15 protein-coding genes are annotated in these 17626 nt (G+C 60.0%); 10 read left to right on the forward strand and 5 right to left on the reverse strand.

Annotation, left to right across the window (positions count from 1 at the left end; genetic code table 11):
* Positions 1-115 precede the first annotated feature (115 nt).
* From ACEUKI_RS06705 to ACEUKI_RS06715, 3 genes are all read left to right on the forward strand, one after another.
* A complete protein-coding gene (locus ACEUKI_RS06705; RefSeq protein ID WP_115770196.1) occupies positions 116-409 on the forward strand; it encodes a DUF4193 domain-containing protein in 294 nt (97 codons plus the stop codon).
* Positions 409-885, forward strand: a complete 477-nt coding sequence (gene dut, locus ACEUKI_RS06710; protein WP_374156634.1) for a dUTP diphosphatase — start codon at positions 409-411, stop codon at positions 883-885. The genes ACEUKI_RS06705 and dut overlap by 1 nt, the downstream gene beginning before the upstream one ends.
* Before the next feature lie 133 nt (positions 886-1018).
* Entirely contained in the window at positions 1019-3343 is a 2325-nt protein-coding gene (locus tag ACEUKI_RS06715; RefSeq protein ID WP_186289874.1) for a bifunctional (p)ppGpp synthetase/guanosine-3',5'-bis(diphosphate) 3'-pyrophosphohydrolase, read from the forward strand.
* A gap of 102 nt (positions 3344-3445) precedes the next feature.
* On the opposite strand, the gene ACEUKI_RS06720 is transcribed toward ACEUKI_RS06715, so the two are convergent.
* The 4 genes from ACEUKI_RS06720 to ACEUKI_RS06735 form a co-directional block, all read right to left on the reverse strand.
* Positions 3446-3985 carry a peptidylprolyl isomerase gene (locus ACEUKI_RS06720; RefSeq protein WP_186289873.1) on the reverse strand — a complete coding sequence of 180 codons (540 nt, stop codon included), beginning with the start codon at positions 3983-3985 and terminating at the stop codon, positions 3446-3448.
* Between the two features lie 72 nt (positions 3986-4057).
* Positions 4058-5026, reverse strand: coding sequence for a hypothetical protein (locus ACEUKI_RS06725; protein WP_144169478.1), 969 nt, complete (start codon positions 5024-5026; stop codon positions 4058-4060).
* A gap of 219 nt (positions 5027-5245) precedes the next feature.
* Positions 5246-5950, reverse strand: a complete 705-nt coding sequence (locus tag ACEUKI_RS06730; RefSeq protein ID WP_115770194.1) for a nitroreductase family protein — start codon at positions 5948-5950, stop codon at positions 5246-5248.
* Positions 5951-6052: 102 nt separating this feature from the next.
* Positions 6053-6988 carry a DMT family transporter gene (locus ACEUKI_RS06735; protein WP_080784717.1) on the reverse strand — a complete coding sequence of 312 codons (936 nt, stop codon included), beginning with the start codon at positions 6986-6988 and terminating at the stop codon, positions 6053-6055.
* Positions 6989-7264: 276 nt separating this feature from the next.
* Between ACEUKI_RS06735 and ACEUKI_RS06740 the strand changes: the two genes are divergently transcribed.
* Positions 7265-7669, forward strand: coding sequence for a pyridoxamine 5'-phosphate oxidase family protein (locus ACEUKI_RS06740; protein ID WP_007052678.1), 405 nt, complete (start codon positions 7265-7267; stop codon positions 7667-7669).
* Positions 7670-7696: 27 nt separating this feature from the next.
* Here the strand turns inward: ACEUKI_RS06740 and ACEUKI_RS06745 are convergent, their stop codons facing one another.
* Positions 7697-8992 (reverse strand): class I SAM-dependent methyltransferase, encoded by a 1296-nt coding sequence (locus ACEUKI_RS06745; protein ID WP_179133384.1) that lies wholly within the window; start codon positions 8990-8992, stop codon positions 7697-7699.
* Positions 8993-9060: 68 nt separating this feature from the next.
* Here ACEUKI_RS06745 and ACEUKI_RS06750 point away from each other — a divergent pair, with 68 nt between their 5' ends.
* The 6 genes from ACEUKI_RS06750 (at position 9061) to ACEUKI_RS06775 (ending at position 17611) form a co-directional block, all read left to right on the forward strand.
* On the forward strand, positions 9061-9906 hold the full coding sequence (locus tag ACEUKI_RS06750) for a histidine phosphatase family protein (RefSeq protein WP_080784718.1): 846 nt from the start codon (positions 9061-9063) through the stop codon (positions 9904-9906).
* Positions 9907-10020: 114 nt separating this feature from the next.
* Positions 10021-10971 (forward strand): magnesium transporter CorA family protein, encoded by a 951-nt coding sequence (locus ACEUKI_RS06755; protein WP_115770193.1) that lies wholly within the window; start codon positions 10021-10023, stop codon positions 10969-10971.
* Positions 10972-11066: 95 nt separating this feature from the next.
* Complete coding sequence (locus tag ACEUKI_RS06760; protein WP_181896185.1) at positions 11067-11912, forward strand: glutamate ABC transporter substrate-binding protein; 846 nt, start codon at positions 11067-11069, stop codon at positions 11910-11912.
* Between the two features lie 42 nt (positions 11913-11954).
* Positions 11955-14918: a leucine--tRNA ligase gene (leuS, locus tag ACEUKI_RS06765; RefSeq protein ID WP_374156635.1), complete on the forward strand. Its 2964-nt coding sequence runs from the start codon at positions 11955-11957 to the stop codon at positions 14916-14918.
* A gap of 162 nt (positions 14919-15080) precedes the next feature.
* On the forward strand, positions 15081-15860 hold the full coding sequence (locus ACEUKI_RS06770) for a ComEA family DNA-binding protein (protein ID WP_374156636.1): 780 nt from the start codon (positions 15081-15083) through the stop codon (positions 15858-15860).
* On the forward strand, positions 15857-17611 hold the full coding sequence (locus tag ACEUKI_RS06775) for a ComEC/Rec2 family competence protein (protein WP_179133385.1): 1755 nt from the start codon (positions 15857-15859) through the stop codon (positions 17609-17611). The genes ACEUKI_RS06770 and ACEUKI_RS06775 overlap by 4 nt, the downstream gene beginning before the upstream one ends.
* The last annotated feature ends 15 nt before the right edge of the window (positions 17612-17626 follow it).

The following is a 17626-nucleotide window of genomic DNA, read 5'->3' on the forward strand; positions in this document are numbered from 1 at the left end:
ATGCCCCACGTGTCGAACTTTACGAGTATTTCAAATCGTGTATCCTATGGGCGAGTACGGCGCTGACCGTGCTATATATATCGACTTACGAACCAAAGACGACGAAAGGACCATGATGGCTCAGGATTATGATTCCCCCCGCAACAAGGATGAGGACGAGGAATCGCTGCAGGCGCTGGGGAAGTCCTCGCAGAACGCCTCGAGCGACATCGACGACGATGAGAACGCCATCGCCGAAGACTACGAACTGCCGGGCGCCGATTTGAGCAACGAGGATTCCTCGGTGACCGTCATCCCCATGCAGGGTGACGAGTTCATCTGCTCGCAGTGCTTCCTGGTCAAGCATCGCAGCCAGCTCGCCTACACGGACGAGGATAGCCAGCCGGTGTGTGAGGAGTGCGCCGCCTGATGGCGTTCGACGAGACCTACAACGAGCCCGAATCCACCGAGGTCCTGGTCAAGAACCTCGACCCCGAACATCCGGCCCAGCTGCACTATGCCCACGCGGGCGATGCCGGTGCCGACCTCATCACCACCGTCGATGTGACGCTGAAGCCTTTTGAACGGGCACTGGTGCCCACCGGCGTGGCCATCGCCCTACCTGCGGGCTACGTGGCGTTGGTGCATCCGCGTTCCGGGCTGGCCGCCAAACAGGGCGTCACCGTGCTCAACGCGCCTGGCACCGTTGATGCCGGCTACCGTGGCGAGATCAAGGTGCCGCTGATCAACCTCGATCCGAAGCGCACCGCCGTCTTCCATCCGGGCGATCGCATCGCTCAATTGGTGATTCAGCGGTATGTTGAGGCTCGGTTCATCCCGGCCGAGACACTGCCCGGATCCGATCGCGCCGAACGCGGGTTCGGTTCGACGGGAGTGGCGTCCTGACCGGATTAGGCCGGTTGAATGATTAAGGTGATGACGGCAACAACGGTTGCGGAACCAATGATGGCGAACAGGTGCATGCACAAGGCTCCGGTTCGCGGCTACAATGAACTTCATGACGAGGGAGGTGACTGGCATGGCAGAGATTGATGGCGAGCAGTACGCCGCCCGTAAGTTGGGTTGTGAGATCAGTGCCGATCCACTCAATCCGCTGGATCCAATCAAGAAGGTGTGCGAGTCCCATCACCCCGATGAGGATTTGTCCATTCTCGACCGTGCCTACCGGCGTGCCGTCATCCAGCACTCCGCCCAGCGCCGCAAGTCTGGCGAGCCGTACATCATCCACCCGCTGGCCGTTTCCCAGATTCTCGCGGATCTGGGCATGGGCCCGATCGTGGTGGCAGCCGGCCTGTTGCACGACACGGTGGAAGACACCGACTATACGTTGGATCAATGCCGCGCCGAATTCGGCGACACCGTGGCCGGTCTGGTCGATGGCGTTACCAAGCTGAGTCAGCTTGAAGTGGGTGATTCCGCCCAAGCCGAAACCATTCGCAAACTCGTGGTGGCCATGAGCCGCGACGTGCGTACCTTGGTGGTCAAGCTCGCCGACCGCGTACACAACGCTCGCACCTGGCGCTATGTGAAGACCACGTCCGCCCAGAAGAAGGCGCGTGAAACCCTCGACGTGTACGCGCCTTTGGCCAACCGACTCGGTATGAACGCCATCAAGACGGAACTCGAGGAACTGAGCTTCAAGGTGCTCTACCCGAAGATCTACAACGAGATCGTGGTGCTGGTAGCTCGCCGAGCCGGCCAGCGCGATGTGCATCTGAAGCAGATTCTGGCGGAGATCAACGAGGATCTCGACGAGCAGAACATCAAGGCATACGTCACCGGACGCCCGAAGGATTACTTCTCCATCTACCAGAAGATGATCGTGCGCGGCCATGATTTCGCGAACATCTACGATTTGGTCGGTGTACGCATCATCGTCGACACCATTCAGGACTGCTATGCGGCGCTTGGTGCCGTGCATGCGCGGTGGAACCCGGTTCCCGGCCGGTTCAAGGACTACATCGCCATGCCGAAGCTCAACATGTACCAGTCGCTGCACACCACGGTGGTGGGCCCCGGTGGCAAGCCGGTCGAAATCCAGATTCGCACTTGGGACATGCACCGCCGCGCCGAATTCGGCATCGCCGCGCACTGGAAATACAAGGAAAACGGCCAGGCCGGCCGCGCCCTGAGCTCGCCGGACAAGTCCGATCGAAAGCGTGATGAAAACAATCAGGAGCTTTCCGAGGTCGATAACCTCAAATGGATTCAGCAGCTCGCCGACTGGACCAGCGAAACCCCTGATTCCAACGAATTCTTGGGCTCGCTCAAGGAAGACCTTGGCTCGTCCGAAGTCTACGTGTTCACGCCGAAAGGCAAAATCGTATCCCTGCCCGCTCACGCCACGCCGGTCGACTTCGCGTACGCCGTGCACACCGAAGTGGGCCACCGTACGATGGGTGCGCGCGTCAACGGTCGTTTGGTGCCGCTCGACACCACGCTCGATAATGGCGATACCGTCGAAATTCTGACGTCCAAATCCGATACAGCCGGCCCGTCACGCGATTGGCTGAGCTTCGTCAAGAGCCCGAAGGCCCGCAACAAGATTCGTCAGTGGTTCTCCAAGGAGCGTCGTACTGAAGCCATCGAGGAGGGCCGCGACGAGCTGACCCGCGCGATGCGCAAGCGCAATCTGCCGGTCAACACATTGCTTACGCCCGAAGCACTGGTGGGTGTGGCCGACGACCTTAACTTCCCGAACGCGGACGCCGTGTTCGCCGCCATTGGTGACGGACAGGTCTCCACGCAGAACGTCATCTCGCATCTGGTCAAGGATGTGGGTGCCGACGAGGTCGATGAGGAAGTCGAGCAGGAAGTCCTGCCGCTGAAGCCCGTGGAGCGCAAGGCCTCCAGCAGCTCCACCGGCGTGTCCGTCAAGGGCGTGGGCGATGTGTGGATCAAGCTGGCCCGTTGCTGCATGCCGGTGCCCGGTGACAATATCATCGGCTTCATCACCCGTAATCAGGGCGTATCCGTGCACCGCACCGACTGCCAGAACATGATCGATCTGAAAAACAAGCAGCCTGAGCGTGTGGTCGAAGTCGAATGGACCAGCACCAAGGGCCTGTTCATGGTCAAGATTCAGGTCGAGGCGCTGGATCGACGAAACCTGCTTTCGGACGTGACACGTGTGCTTTCCGACCATGGCGTGAACATCATTTCCGGTACGATCGCCACCGGTTCCGATCGCGTGGCCACCAGCCAGTTCAGTTTCGAAATGGCCGATCCGCAGCATCTCAACTCGTTGCTGGCAGCCGTGCGCAAGATTGATGGCGTGTTCGACGTGTACCGCATCACTGGTGCCAAGGAATCCGCCGAACCTCGACTGCGCAAGATGAAGTAGGCCGTTGCCTTACTCTGGCTCCCTTCTGTGAGGGGAGCCAAGAACACGAAAAGGTCCTGACTGGAATACCAAACAGGACCTTTGCCGAATATGTTGTCGGTCTTACTCCGCCACGTCCACAGAGAGAATCACGGCCGGCTCGAGCGGGCGATCTATCGGATCGGTGTCCAGTGCTTCGAGCTTATCGACGACCTTCTTGGAGTCGTCGTCGGCGACCTCACCGAAGATGGTGTGGTGACCGTCCAGCCACGGGGTCGGCACGGTGGTGATGAAGAACTGGGAGCCGTTGGTGCCATGGACCTTACCGTCCATGCCGCGACGCAGACCGGCGTTGGCCATAGCCAACAGGTACGGCTTGTCGAACTTCAGGCTCGGGTCGATCTCATCGTCGAACTCGTAGCCAGGGCCGCCGGTACCGGTGCCCAGCGGGCAACCGCCCTGAATCATGAACTGCTTGATGATACGGTGGAAGGTCAGGCCGTTGTAGAACTTGCCGTGGGAAGGCTGGCCGGTGTACGGGTCCGCCCATTCCTTCTCGCCGGTGGCGAGGCCCAGGAAGTTGGCCACGGTGTTCGGAGCCTTGTCGTCGAACAGGTCGATGGTGATGCTGCCCTCAGAGGTATTCATAATGATGGTAGTCATACGTTCCATGTTCTCATTGCCCCACGTCATTGACTGGCATTGCCGCCATCGCTGCCATCGAGTCGGCGATTGTCAGCCAATGAATTTGATGCCGGTTTCGCTGCTGCTACCGGTTGAGGAGCCGCTCGAACCGCTATTACCGGAGTTTGAACTGGATGATCCGCCCGTGGAGCTGGAAGAGGAATCGGAGCCATTGGTTGATCCTGAACCCGATCCGGTTGAACCGTTGCCGGTGCCGGTGGAGCCTCCGGTGGTGCCGGAACCGGTGGAACCGCCAGTCGTGCCCGGATTAGTGGAGGAATCGGTGCCGGTCGAACCATCGGTGGATCCATTGGCGTTGGAATCGGTAGAGGAGTCGGTGCCGGTCGAGCCGGACGTGCTTGAATCGGTGCCGTCGTTGGACGAGCCGGATGTGGAGTCCTTGGTGTTGGAATCATTCGAACCGTCGGTAATGCCCGGCTGCGGCAGCCCGTTATTCTGATTGGACGTGTCGGTCTGCGGATTGGTGTCGGTTTGCGTGGGCGTGGTGGACGGAGTGATGATATGGTCCGTGCCACGGCCCTGCGTGACCAGCATGACGATGCCGGCGGTCACTGCCACGGCGAGCAGGCCAGATACCAGCGTGACGATAATGGCGGTGCGCTTCGAATTATGGGAGCGGGCCTTGCGCAGTTCATTGACCGAATAGGTTCGTCCGTTCGCTCGATTGGACACGACTTCGCGCGGCTTGCGCGCGGTGGGAACGGTATTGACCATGCCGGTCATCGTCGTATCGGACTCGGATTCGGCTGCCTTATCGGACTTATTGGCCGTAGTGTCATCGTCATTGCCGGAAGACGAGACCGACTGTAGTTTCTCACCGGAGGCGGTGAGTACGTTTTGATAGATTTTGGTGGCCACCGCGGAGACGATGTAGCTGGCTGCCGCGCCGATTACCGAGCCGGCGATACCGATTTTCGATGCCAGTAAGAATGAGGTGACGGCGGCAAGGGTGCCCGCCACGATGGATGAGAGGGAAAGACCTTCGAAAAACTTCTTCACAAGACACGACCGTAAAGTGTCGGGCTGGAAGGTTGCTTAAGGCTCGGTGATAGCGAGAGGATGCCTACACGAGACCTTCAAAACCTAGCCAGCGGAATGTGGAATGACTCAAATATATGGTGCCGATGAGCAGTGGAAATCAGCGCAAAGTGGCGCAAAGTAGCGCAAAGAACAACCGAAATTGGTTCTCTTGGAGCGAAAACGACGTTCAGCAGGACTTCATGCAGCCCAAGCGAAGCTGCCGTTGCCGGCACCCAACTCGAAATGCAGTTTGGCGATGCCAAGTCCGATTTCCGATTGCACGCCTTCAAGAGCCTCGGCCTTCATCGTATGGCCATCCGCCAGCAGCGTGAATCGGAATGGTTGCTTGCCTAAAGCACTGGGAGCCAGCATCGCCGCCTCGATACCGTTATGGAACCAAGCAGGCGCATCGGCATATTCGCCGTTCTCCACAACGCCCAATTCCTCGGCCGGTTTGCTACGATGCGGGCGGCCGGGGCTGTTGGCGTGCCCGAGCGCGATGGCGGCGGGCATGCGCTCGTCTTCACCGAGCGTCCACGCGCCATCATGTTCGCTGGTCTCATGCAGTACCACCCAAGAGGTGTCGAGTCCCAGCGAGACCGCGGTCAGCGCCAGGAACTGCCCGGCATGGCCGATTTTTTCGTCCAGAACCGCTGCGCTGTCGTCCTTGTGTTCCGGTCCGATAAGGGCGATGAGATTACGTACGTTCTTGAATCGCCCATAATGGGTCGGGCAACCGCCGAAAGCGTCGTCCACATCGTGAACGAGTTGGATGTCAAGCCCGTCATCGCTGTTGATGGTGGCGATGGCGTTGCCAAGTGCGTCGATCTGGTCGCCGGTCAACGGCTCGTCCGTGTAATCGCGCACGGCATGGCGCGCTTCCACGGCCTCAAGCAGATTCATGATTCCTCCCGATACGGCGGTACGACATGCCGCATCTCACTAGTGTAGTAACGGTTCAGGGCAATGGAGAACCCATGACCATCCATGGCCGAAACTGAATCGTCAGTTCCGGTGCAGCGACTGTTTGGTCGGCTTGATTACCGACATCAGCACGGCGACGAAGATCAGCGCAAAGCCCACCAGTGAACTCCACATGATTGTCTCGCCCCAGAACAGCGCGGAGAACGTGACGGCGAACAGACTTTCCGTACACATGATGATTGACGCCTGCGAGGCAGGCACGTGAGCCAGACCGATGTTTTGCATAATCTGGGCACTCATCGTGGCGCCGAGGAACAGATAGAGCACGCTGGCCACTACTGAGGGTGCTAGCCAGCTGGCGTTCGGCATGGGTTCGGTGAACAACGCGCCGATGATGAACAATACGCCGGCAACGCCGAACTGCACAAAAGTGACGGCGATAGGGTCGAAACGTTTGGTGTAGACACCAAGGCAGGTCAGATTGAACGAGAAGATGACCGCGGTGGCGATGGTCAGCCAGTCGCCGGCGCTCAGTGACAGCGACCCGCCCGGCTCCAGCGAGACGAAGCCGACGCCGATCAGACAGATCACGCCGGCGACCAGATTGATGGCCTTCGGACGGGTTTTTGAAATAATCCACGTGGCGAACGGGGTGAGTACGCAGTAGGCGGCCGTCAGGAACGCGCTGCGGCCCGGTTCAATGGTCTGCAGGCCGATGGTCTGGGTGACCATCGTGCCCCAGTAGGTCAGGCCCACCACGAGCGCCGGCACAATGATTTTCGGCGTCAGATACGGCACGATGTGCTTATGGAACAAGGCCAGCATGCACAGGCAGGCGCCGATCATGCGCAGACCCATCAGCCATTGGGGCGGAATCGCCTCCATGGCGAATTTGGCGAGCAGATAGCTGCCACCCCATAATGCGGCGCAGCCCAGCAACATGAGTCGGGCGAGATTCGGGGGAAAGCTGCGGGACCAGCGGCTGCGCAGCTTGCTGAAACGTTCGACCAAACCCATGGTGCACCTCAGGACAGTTAGGAAAACTTGTGGCTCTCTCGGCTCACACATTACGGGAACTACCGGCCAAAATCGACCGGTCGATGGGCGTCGGGTGTGTGACAGGTGTGTGGCTGGTGCGCGACCGGGGCATGGCATCGCCAAGCAGGCAAAAACCGGATGAAAGCTGTGCGAGGGTGAGGTTACTCACAGCGAACATCCGGGCTAGTCGCGTTCGAAACCGGTACTCTGGAAAGAGTAAGGACGTTATCCGTAGCAATCATGAAAGGATTCGACATGGCAGTCATTACTCCGGAAATCAAGGAATTCATCAAGAACAACCTCGGCTGGATCACCACCGTCTCCAAGGACGGCGAACTGGATCTCGGCCCGAAGATGTCCCTGTTCGTGCTGGACGACACGCACATCGCCTACCACGAGCGCACCGCTGGCCAGCACTACGAGAACCTCAAGAACGGTTCCCCGCTGGTCATCGCTTTCGCCAACCTCGAGAAGAAGCAGGGCTACCGCTTCCGCGGCAACGTGGTGCTGCACGTTGACGACGACATCTACAACGAGCAGGTCAAGGTCGCCGAGGAAAAGGGCACCAAGAAGCCGGCCGTGATTCCGGTTCTCGAAGTCACCGAGATCCAGGACCTTGCCTCCGGTCCGACCGCCGGCAAGACCATCGCCAAGGACTGATTAGCTGACGTATTGGTGGCTTCCTCGTCAGAGGGAGCCACTTTTTCGCTTTCTAGTGCGCAGTACTAGGTGACGGCCTTGGGTGCCGGTGGTGGCGAAGAGGTAGGTGTTGCCGCCGTCCTTGAGTTTGAGTTTTTTGCGTAGCTGGGCCACGGTTAGGGGGAAATTGCGTACGGCGATGTTGGCGTGCGTGAGGCCGGCCAATAGCTGTTTCAGTTCTTTCTTGTTCATGGTGGCGATGGATTCGATGGCGAATGACCTGCCTGGAAAATCGGCAATAGGTTCGGCCGCCACGAACAGGTGGCTATTCGGGCTGATGTGATGCGCGGCGAAGCGCTGTTCGAGAACATCAAAGCATCCGGCCTTCATGATTGAGGCGTTGGGCTCGTAAAGGTACTTCCAATGCGAGGAATCGAAGTCGTTCGCGCTTTCCTCAGACGGGGGATCTTCGGTATTGCAAGTATTGCGTGTAGCCAAGGCAGAATCGCTGATAGTGGTGTGATTGTCGCTGTTATCGCCGGCCTTGTACGACAGCACCTGCTCGTCATTAGCACATACCACGAGCGGTGAGGCGCAACGGCCGCGCCCCAACACCAGCAACAATTCCTTGCACTCATTCCCGGTGGAGACGATATGCACCTCATGTACCGCGCCGGCGAAATCGGCGACGGTCTTATGCCAGTCGAGCATGGGGGAGAGCTTGACCATGACCGTCGGTGCCTTGGCCAGCAGCATATCCTCCAGGGTCAGCACATCCGGCGTGCAATCGGCAATCGCGTAGGTACGCGAGCCATGATCGTCACGGCGGGCCGGATCGAGGAAGATCATGGAGACTCGGCCAAGCGTGTCAAGCACTGCTGTTGAATCATCATTGATGACTTCGGCGTGGCCAAGGCCGAGTATCGGGAAATTATGGCGAGCGATATCACATAAAATGGATTGTTGTTCCACGTATATGGCATGATTGAACACTCGGGACATGTAAGAAAAGTCGACGCCGAACCCGCCGGTCAGGTCGACTAGGGATGTCGGGGAGTCGTCGTCGACTGCTTCCTCGGCCAACAATCGTTGTGCCAGCCGAGCCTTGTACTGTGCGGTGAATTGGCTGGAACATTGTTCCATTGGGACTTGCGGCGGGAAAATCAGCCCATCATGGGACGCCCAGTCAGGTAGCTTGAGTGAAGCGCGCTGCCAGCCGGCAATTTGCTCCAGCGCGAACGGCACATCCACGTCGCCATCATGCTTGGCGTGCAAGGCCACATCACGCACATCTTCACGGCGGTGTTTGGCGATGAACGCCCAAGTCGACTCAGAAATCTCCATGCCGCCATTCTAGGGGTTGTGCTGAGATGAGTATGGCAAACCGCAAGAGAACGAGGTGGCGAAAACCGATGATCGATGAAGTGATGATGCTGCGTCATGGCCGTACGCAATACAATCTCGAACATCGCTTGCAAGGCCAGATCGATGTGCCGCTCGACATCGTAGGCCAATGGCAGGTCGACCAGACCGGATTCGCGCTCGCTTCACGGTATTACTGGGCCAAGGTGAACCGACTTGCCGAGCATCCCGAAGCCATCGCCCAGCCCGGTCCTGACGCCGCCGAACGCACTGATACGCGCCAGTTCGAGGAGGCTCCCGCCGCCGGCCGGCGCATGGTGGTGATGACCTCCGACCTGTTCCGTGCCCAACAGACCGCACACGCCTTCGCCGATATTTTGGGATTGCCAGTCACCTGTGACCAACGACTGCGTGAACGCAGCTTCGGCGAGTGGGAAGGCATGACCCGCGCCGAAATCAAAGCCGTGGCAGCCGACGACTACGCCTCTTGGAAACAGCACACTGGGGGCGAAACCAAGCATGGTGTGGAAAGCCGTGCCGCCGTGGGCCAGCGAGGTGCCGATGCCGTGCGCGCACTGGTCATCGACTCCGCCTATTCAGACAGCACGCCCACCACGCTGATGCTCGTCACCCATGGCTCATGGATTGCCGCCACCATCTCCAACCTGCTCGAACTCGACCCGGACGGCATGAACGCACTCGGCGGCATGCGCAACGCCTGTTGGTGCCGGCTCAAAGTGCGCCACAGCGTCAACGGCACCCCCACCGAACAGCCCCTGTGGGAGTTGGAGGAATACAACATGGCTCCCGCCATCGCCGACAGCGCCGACTGGGAGAACGGGCCGACCGATCTGCGAGGACCGCACATGCCAAGTTGGCAGCCAATCGTCTGGTGATGGTCGCTATGCGAAACCCCGCTCGCAAATTCGAACGGTGGGTCTAGACTAATCTCGGTTTGGAACCGTACAGTGATAGAACAGTAAGAAAGCGCGGAAGGCGGGTGAGACGACATGCTGAGAATCTTCAGCTCAATCAATGGCCAAGTGGAGCAGATCGAGAAACCGGAAAACGGCTCCTGGCTATGTTTGAGCGAACCCACTGATGTGGAGCTCGCCACCGTCGCCTCGCAAACCGGCATCGACCTGGCCGACCTGCGTGCCCCTTTGGATGACGAGGAACGTTCACGTGTAGACGTCGAAGACGATTACACGATGATCATCGTCGACATTCCCACCGTGGAAGAGCGTGGCGGACGCGACTGGTACGAGACCATCCCGCTGTCGATCATCGTCACCGAAAACCTCATCATCACCGTCTGCATGCAGGACACGCCCGTGCTCCACCCATTCATGGAAGGCACGATCCGAGGCTTCAACACCTTCATGCGTTCGCGCTTCATCCTGCAGATCCTGTACCGCAACGCCACGATGTACCTGCGTTACCTGCGCATCATCGACCGCGAAAGCGACAAGCTTGAACTGAAACTGCACCACTCCATGCAGAACCGCGAGATCGTGATGCTCATGGAGCTGAGCAAGACTTTGGTGTATTTCACCACATCGCTGAAATCGAACGAAATCGTGATGGAGAAGCTCACCACCCTGCAACGCATCAAGCAATACCCGGACGACGAGGACCTGCTCGGCGACGTCATCACCGAAAACAAGCAGGCTATCGAGATGGCCAACATTTACAGCGGCGTTCTTGCGAACATGACCGACGCTTTCGCCTCGATCGTGTCCAACAACCTGAACAACGTGATGCGCATCTTCACCATCATCTCCATCATACTGTCCATCCCGACCCTGATCTTCTCGATGTACGGCATGAACTTCGATGGCGGCATGATGGGTATGCCGTTCACTGACAAGCCGTGGGGTTTCATGCTCATCATCGTGATTTCCATGGTGCTCTCCGGTGCGGTTGCCTGGTTCCTCACACGTTCGCGCATGTTCAAGTAAGGCGTTTGACGGTTATGCACCACTGGTCATCGTTCGCCAGCCGTAGCATGCTCCGCGCTCGCCGCCCGATGCGGCGCGGATTTCGCTCCCGACTGATGGCAGGATTCGCCGCGGCCTTTGGCGTGATATTGCCATTGTCCGGTCTGGCCGGTTGCGGCCAAATTCAAGTCACCACCGTCTCCGGAGCGCCGGAGGGGCCCACCATCGCCATTGGGGTCGCAGCCGACGAACCATCGGTGGGAGCATGGCATGACGGCACATACCAGGGCTTCGACATCACCATCGCCAAATACGTGGCCGCCAAACTCGGCTATGCGAACAAGCAGATCGTCTTCAAACAGGTCCGCCCCGAAAACCGGCGCTCCATGCTGGACAATGGACAGGTCGACATGGTCGTCGCCTCTTGGCCTATCACCGATGGGTCCAGCGCGATCGTTGATTTTGCCGGACCATACCTCACGACCAGCGTCGGTTTGCTGGTCAGGTCGGATGAGCGTGGCCGATTCACCAATGACGCAGGTTCGGTGGGTGACGTAGGCGACGGCACGGTGTGCGCAGTGAAAGGTGACGAGACAGTCGGCATCTTCCGCGGCAACCACCCGCAGGCCCGGATTCAGGAGCGCAGCAGTTATGCGCAGTGCGTCACGGCCGTGCAAGTAGGGTCGGTGGATGCCATAGCCTCCGATATGGCGGTGCTTTCCGGTCTTCAAGCGGCCAACGGGCCCCAGTATATGGGCGTGATTGCGGACAAGGGCGAGGTCAGTTATGGCATCGCCGTGAGTCAAGGCACCAGCCAATTGGCGCAGAAAATCGCGGAAGCATTGGAAGACATGGTTGAGGATGGCAGCTGGACGGCCGCCAAGGATACGTTCACAAGCCAAACAAAGCTCACGGTTTCGCTGAACGGTGACCCCAAAGCCATCGTCTCGGATGCTGAATAACGATTGACGACGTGTCCAGTTGCGAGGCTACCTTGCTGATTTATGAGTGACAACGAGAAGAGCACGCAAACCGAAGAGCCCAACTTCCGCTACAACGCCGCACTGGCGCAGGACATCGAAAACAAGTGGCAGAAGATTTGGGACGAGCAAGGCACCTTCTGGGCCGCCAACGTCAACGGCGATTTGAAGGACGGCAAGGGCCGTAACGCCGAAGGCCGCACCGCCTACTTCGCCATGGACATGTTCCCCTACCCGTCCGGCAAGGGCCTGCACGTCGGCCACCCGCTGGGCTACCTGGCCTCCGACGTGGTGAGCCGCTACCACCGCATGAAGGGCGAGAACGTCCTGCACGCCATGGGTTACGACGCCTTCGGCCTGCCTGCCGAACAGTACGCAGTCCAGACCGGCCAGCACCCGCGCGTGACCACTGAGGCGAACATCGCCAACATGAGCCGCCAGCTGCACCGTATGGGCCTGAGCTTCGACAACCGTCGTACGTTCGCCACCATCGACCCCGGCTACGTGCGCTGGACCCAATGGATCTTCTCGCGCATCTACGATTCCTGGTACGACGAGGACGCCACCAACCCGTCCGGCTCCAAGGGCTCCGCGCGCCCGATCGCCGAGCTCGTGGCCAAGTTCGAATCCGGCGAAAAGTCCATTCCGGGCCACGAGTCCGATGGCAAGCAGTGGTCCGACCTCACTGACGCCGAGCAGCAGGATATCTTGAACGACTTCCGCCTGGCCTACATCTCCAAGTCCCCGGTCAACTGGTGCCCGGGTCTGGGCACCGTGCTGGCCAACGAGGAGGTCACCGTCGAAGGTAAGTCCGAGCGTGGCAACTTCCCGGTCTTCCAGCGTGAGCTGCGCCAGTGGTCCATGCGCATCACCAAGTACGGCCACCGCCTCATCGCCGACCTTGACGGCATCAACTGGCCTGAGAAGGTCAAGCTCATGCAGCGCAACTGGATCGGTGAATCCCATGGTGCCTCCGTGCACTTCACCGTGGCCACTGCCGACGGTGACAAGGACATGGAAATCTACACCACCCGTCCCGACACGCTGTTCGGCACCACGTTCGCCGTGGTTTCCCCGGAACATCACCTGCTGGAGAACGTGCCCGCCGAATGGCCGGCCGATGTACCCGAAGACTGGAAGGGCGGCTATGCCAACCCGGTCGAGGCGGTGAAGGCCTACAGGCTCGCCGCCGAAGCCAAGACCGCCAAGGACCGCGTGGACGAGGGCGGTGAGAAGACCGGTCTGTTCACCGGCCTGTACGCCACCAACCCGATCACCGGCGCGAAGCTCCCGCTGTTTACTGCCGACTACGTGCTGATGGACTACGGCACCGGTGCCATTATGGCCGTGCCTGGTGGCGACCAGCGCGATTACGACTTTGCCGTGAAGTTCGGTCTGCCGGTCATCTACACCGTCAAGCCTCTGCCGGATTCCGGCGACGACTTGGCCAACTACGAGGGCAAGGCGCCGTTCGTCTCCCATGACGGCATCGTGATCAACTCCTCCGTCGAGGCCACCGAAGCCAAGGGCGACGCGCTGAGCCTTAACGGCCTGCGCGTGGACGACGCCATCGCCAAGGCCAACGCCTGGCTCGAATCCGCCGGCGTGGGCAAGGGCACCGTAAGCTACCGTCTGCGCGACTGGCTGTTCTCCCGCCAGCGCTACTGGGGCGAGCCCTTCCCGATCGTCTACGACGAATCCGGCACCCCGCACCTGCTGCCGGATTCCGCATTGCCGATCAACCTGCCCGACGTGCCCGACTATGAGCCGCGCACCTTCGATCCGATGGACGCCGAGTCCAACCCGGAGGCACCGTTGAGCCGCAACGAGGACTGGGTCAAGGTCGAGCTCGACTTGGGCGACGGCAAGAAGACCTACTACCGCGACACCAACACCATGCCGAACTGGGCCGGCTCCTGCTGGTACTACATGCGTTACATCGACCCGACCGACACCAAGCACATGGTGGAGAAGGACGAGTTCGACTACTGGATGGGCCCGAACCACAACAAGTACTCGGGTGATGAAGGCGGTGTGGACCTGTACATCGGCGGCGTCGAACACGCTGTGCTCCACCTGCTCTACTCCCGCTTCTGGCACAAGGTGCTCTTCGACCTCGGCTACGTGGACTCGGCCGAACCGTTCCACAAGCTGTTCAACCAGGGCATGATCCAGGCCTACGCCTACACCGACGACCGCGGCCAGTACGTGCCGGCCGACGAGGTCGTGGAAGGCCCGGCCGGCGCCTCCGGCGAGCCGACCTTCACTTGGAACGGCGAACATGCCAACCGCGAGTTCGGCAAGATGGGCAAGTCCCTCAAGAACATCGTGACCCCGGACTACATGTACGAGAACTACGGTGCCGACACCTTCCGCCTGTACGAAATGAGCATGGGCCCGCTGGACGAGTCTCGCCCGTGGAACACCCGCAACGTGGTCGGTGGCATGCGCTTCCTGCAGCGTCTGTGGCGCAATGTGGTCGATGAGACCACCGGCCAGGCCCATGTGACTGAGGACACGCCGGACGAAAAGACCCTGAAGCTGCTCAACAACACGATTGCCGAAGTGACCGCGGAAATGGAAGGCATGCGCCCGAACACCGCCATCGCCAAGCTCATCGTGCTCAACAACCACCTGACCGGTCTGAAGGCCGTACCGCGTGCCGCCGTGGAGCCGCTGATCCTGATGCTCGCGCCGATTGCCCCGCACATCTGCGAGGAGATGTGGAGCAAGCTTGGTCACGCCGAATCCCTGTCCGCCGAGCCGTGGCCGGTGGCCGACGAACGCTACGTGGGCCACGACACCGTGACCGCCGTGGTGCAGATCAAGGGCAAGGTGCGCGCCAAGCTCGAAGTGCCGGTCGACATCGATCCGGCCGATCTCGAGAAGCAGGCGCTGGCCGCCGTCGCCGACCGTCTTGGCGGCAAGGAGCCGCGCAAGGTGATCGTCAAGGCCCCGAAGATCGTCTCCATCGTTCCCGCGGAGTGACTTGTTGCGGGTTAGGCTCCCCTCTTTGAGGGGAGCTGGCTCGTGTAGCGAGACTGAGGGGAGCGTCAACCGCCCCACCTCAATTGTGGATAACTTCATAAGCTAGAACCACATACCCCGTTTCAGCTGGACAAACGCCCATGAATCCATCAGCGTGGATGCATGGGCGTTTCTCATAACCATCGCGCAGACCATGCCGCCAACCGTTTGCGCGCATTCAGCAGGCAGAGCGAAGCCATGCCCCAACCGCGAGTGGAACGGCCCACGACGCCTCCGCCGCCTCCCGGCCATGCACGGATTCGTCCGTCCGGCCATCCGCACCAAAGGGCGCAGAGCGGCCTGCGGCAGGCGACCCGTGACAAACGTGCGTTATCGGATCTGATTGGCGTACGTTCCGCCGATGTCGTCGGCGAATCAGCCAGACTCACCCGGGATCAGCCGCGATTGTCGTTCACCATTGGGCATGCCTTGGCCGTGATATTGCTGCTGATCGTCGCCCTTGGCATCAGCTTGGCATTGCTGGTCCAACAGTCGATGAATATGGCCATGCTGTCTCAACCGACCGCCATGCAGACCACGGGCGGCTCCGCTGGAGATCAGACGATGCCATCGCAGAACACCACGGACGAGAAACGCACGGATCCGCAGCAGTCGGAGCATTCCGATGCCACAGCGAACCCCGAATCGGATACCACGCAATCTCCGCACATGCAGACGGACGGCAGCGATGCCGGCGCTTCCACGCATGGTCTCATCAACCTCAACACGGCTACCGCTGAGGAATTGCAATCCATCAAAGGTATTGGGCCGGTTACCGCTCAGCGGATCATTGATCATCGCACGGCGATTGGCGGGTATACATCAGTCGATCAGCTGCTGGATGTCAAAGGCATCGGCTCCAAGACGTTGGAGACCATGCGAGGGCAGGTGACGGTCGGATGAGCAGGGATTGGATACTGCGCGAGCAGGGGAGCCGCGATTGGAGGATGCTGCCGATCGCCATAGTGATGTGGGCGGCGAGTCTGGGAGCGCACGCATTATTCGCATGGAGGATGTCTGATGGACTCGGCACCGGTCAGGCAAAGGCCGATGCCGGAGCTGGCATTGACGTCACCATAATCGGCATGGAATGGCCTGTCACACGAATATTGCCTATAACAGTGGCGTCATGTGCTGCCGTGGCGGCGATGATCGTGGTGTCTTTCCGCCTGCGGATCCGGTGGACGGGAACATTGACCGTATGCGTTGCGGTGGCGTGCATCGGCAGTATGACGGCAATCGCGTCGGACACCATTGCCTGGCATGATCCTGCCTCCGCACAAGCTCGCCAATCCAGTTCATACCACGAAGTCATGGCCACGGTGACGACGCCCGTGATCGCTTCGGACCAACGCACATACGATTGTCAGACGGACATACGACTGAGCGGCATCACTGTGAATGGTACGGATGTACGTTCCACGGTCGCTGTGCGTGTATACGCCGACGAATCGTATTGTGGGCAGTTGCGTCGAGGCGCGGTCTATCTGCTGACAGGCGTATTGCAGCAAGCGAGATATGGACGTATACCGCTATGGCTGCTCTTGGAAGGAAAACAGCCGGTAGCGCAGGTGCGGGCTCCGCCGTGGCATCTCGCCGCGATCGCGCATATGCAGGAGGCGTTTTTCACCGTGACCGAACAATTGTCCGATCAGGGGCGTGTGTTGGTGCCGGGATTGACGATGGGTGTGCTTGGCCAGGATTATATCGGCGGCGAGACCGGTCCGATGCCGGTCAACAGCACGTATGCGCAAACGTTGGAGAATCAGTTCCGCCAGTCCGGCATCATGCACCTCATGGCCGTATCCGGCGGCCACTTCGTACTGGTGGCGGGATTGGTGCGCCGGTTATGCATGTGGATGCTGCTTGATCGGCGGCTGACGGCGTTGCTGGTCTCTGGAGTATATGTGCTGCTGGCATTGGCGATGTTCCCCAGCGATTCGGTCACCCGCGCGTTCATCATGGGATTGATAGGTGCGTTGACGTATGCGATGGGGCGACGTACGCAAGCGTTGAGCGCCCTGTGCTGGACGATAATCGGCGTATTGGCGGTGAATCCGGATATGTCGGCCAGCTACGGATTCGCCTTGTCTTCGGCCGCCGTACTGGGTATCGTGCTGTTTGCGGGGCGGCTGGCCGGTGCCTTTGAGCGAGCGATGCCGCATGGCATCGCCGAAATGATGGCGATGACCGTGGCCGCGCAGTTGTTCACCCTGCCGATTCAGGTGTTGATGGAACCGGAGTTGCCGTTGCTGTCCGTGCCGGCGAACCTGCTGGTGTCGCCGTTCGTGGGATTGGCCACGATGGCGGGATTGATGGCATTGGCCTGCGCATGGTGCGAGCCATGGCTGGCCGGCGTATTCGCGTGGATATCGTCATGGGGCACGCTGGTGATGGAACGGGTGGCGTTGTGGCTGGGTGGCAGCACGATGGCCGTCATCCCATGGAAAGACGGCGTTACGGGTGCCGTGCTGATTGTGGCGGTGGAAATCGGTATCGGCATGCTACTGGTGTTCGTCAGCCGTTGCCTCCAGCATGTCCGCCGTTATGAGGCCGGAATGCCTGGCGTGCGCTTCGGTTCCGCTTGGCGTGTCCGTCTCAGTCTCTGGTGCGAGGAGACGAAACGCCTCTTTACGCGGCGGCAAGCCGAATAGCCAATGCGGTATTCG

The organism is Bifidobacterium sp. 2450 (assembly GCF_041900695.1).
Taxonomy (GTDB): Bacteria; Actinomycetota; Actinomycetes; order Actinomycetales; family Bifidobacteriaceae; genus Bifidobacterium; species Bifidobacterium longum.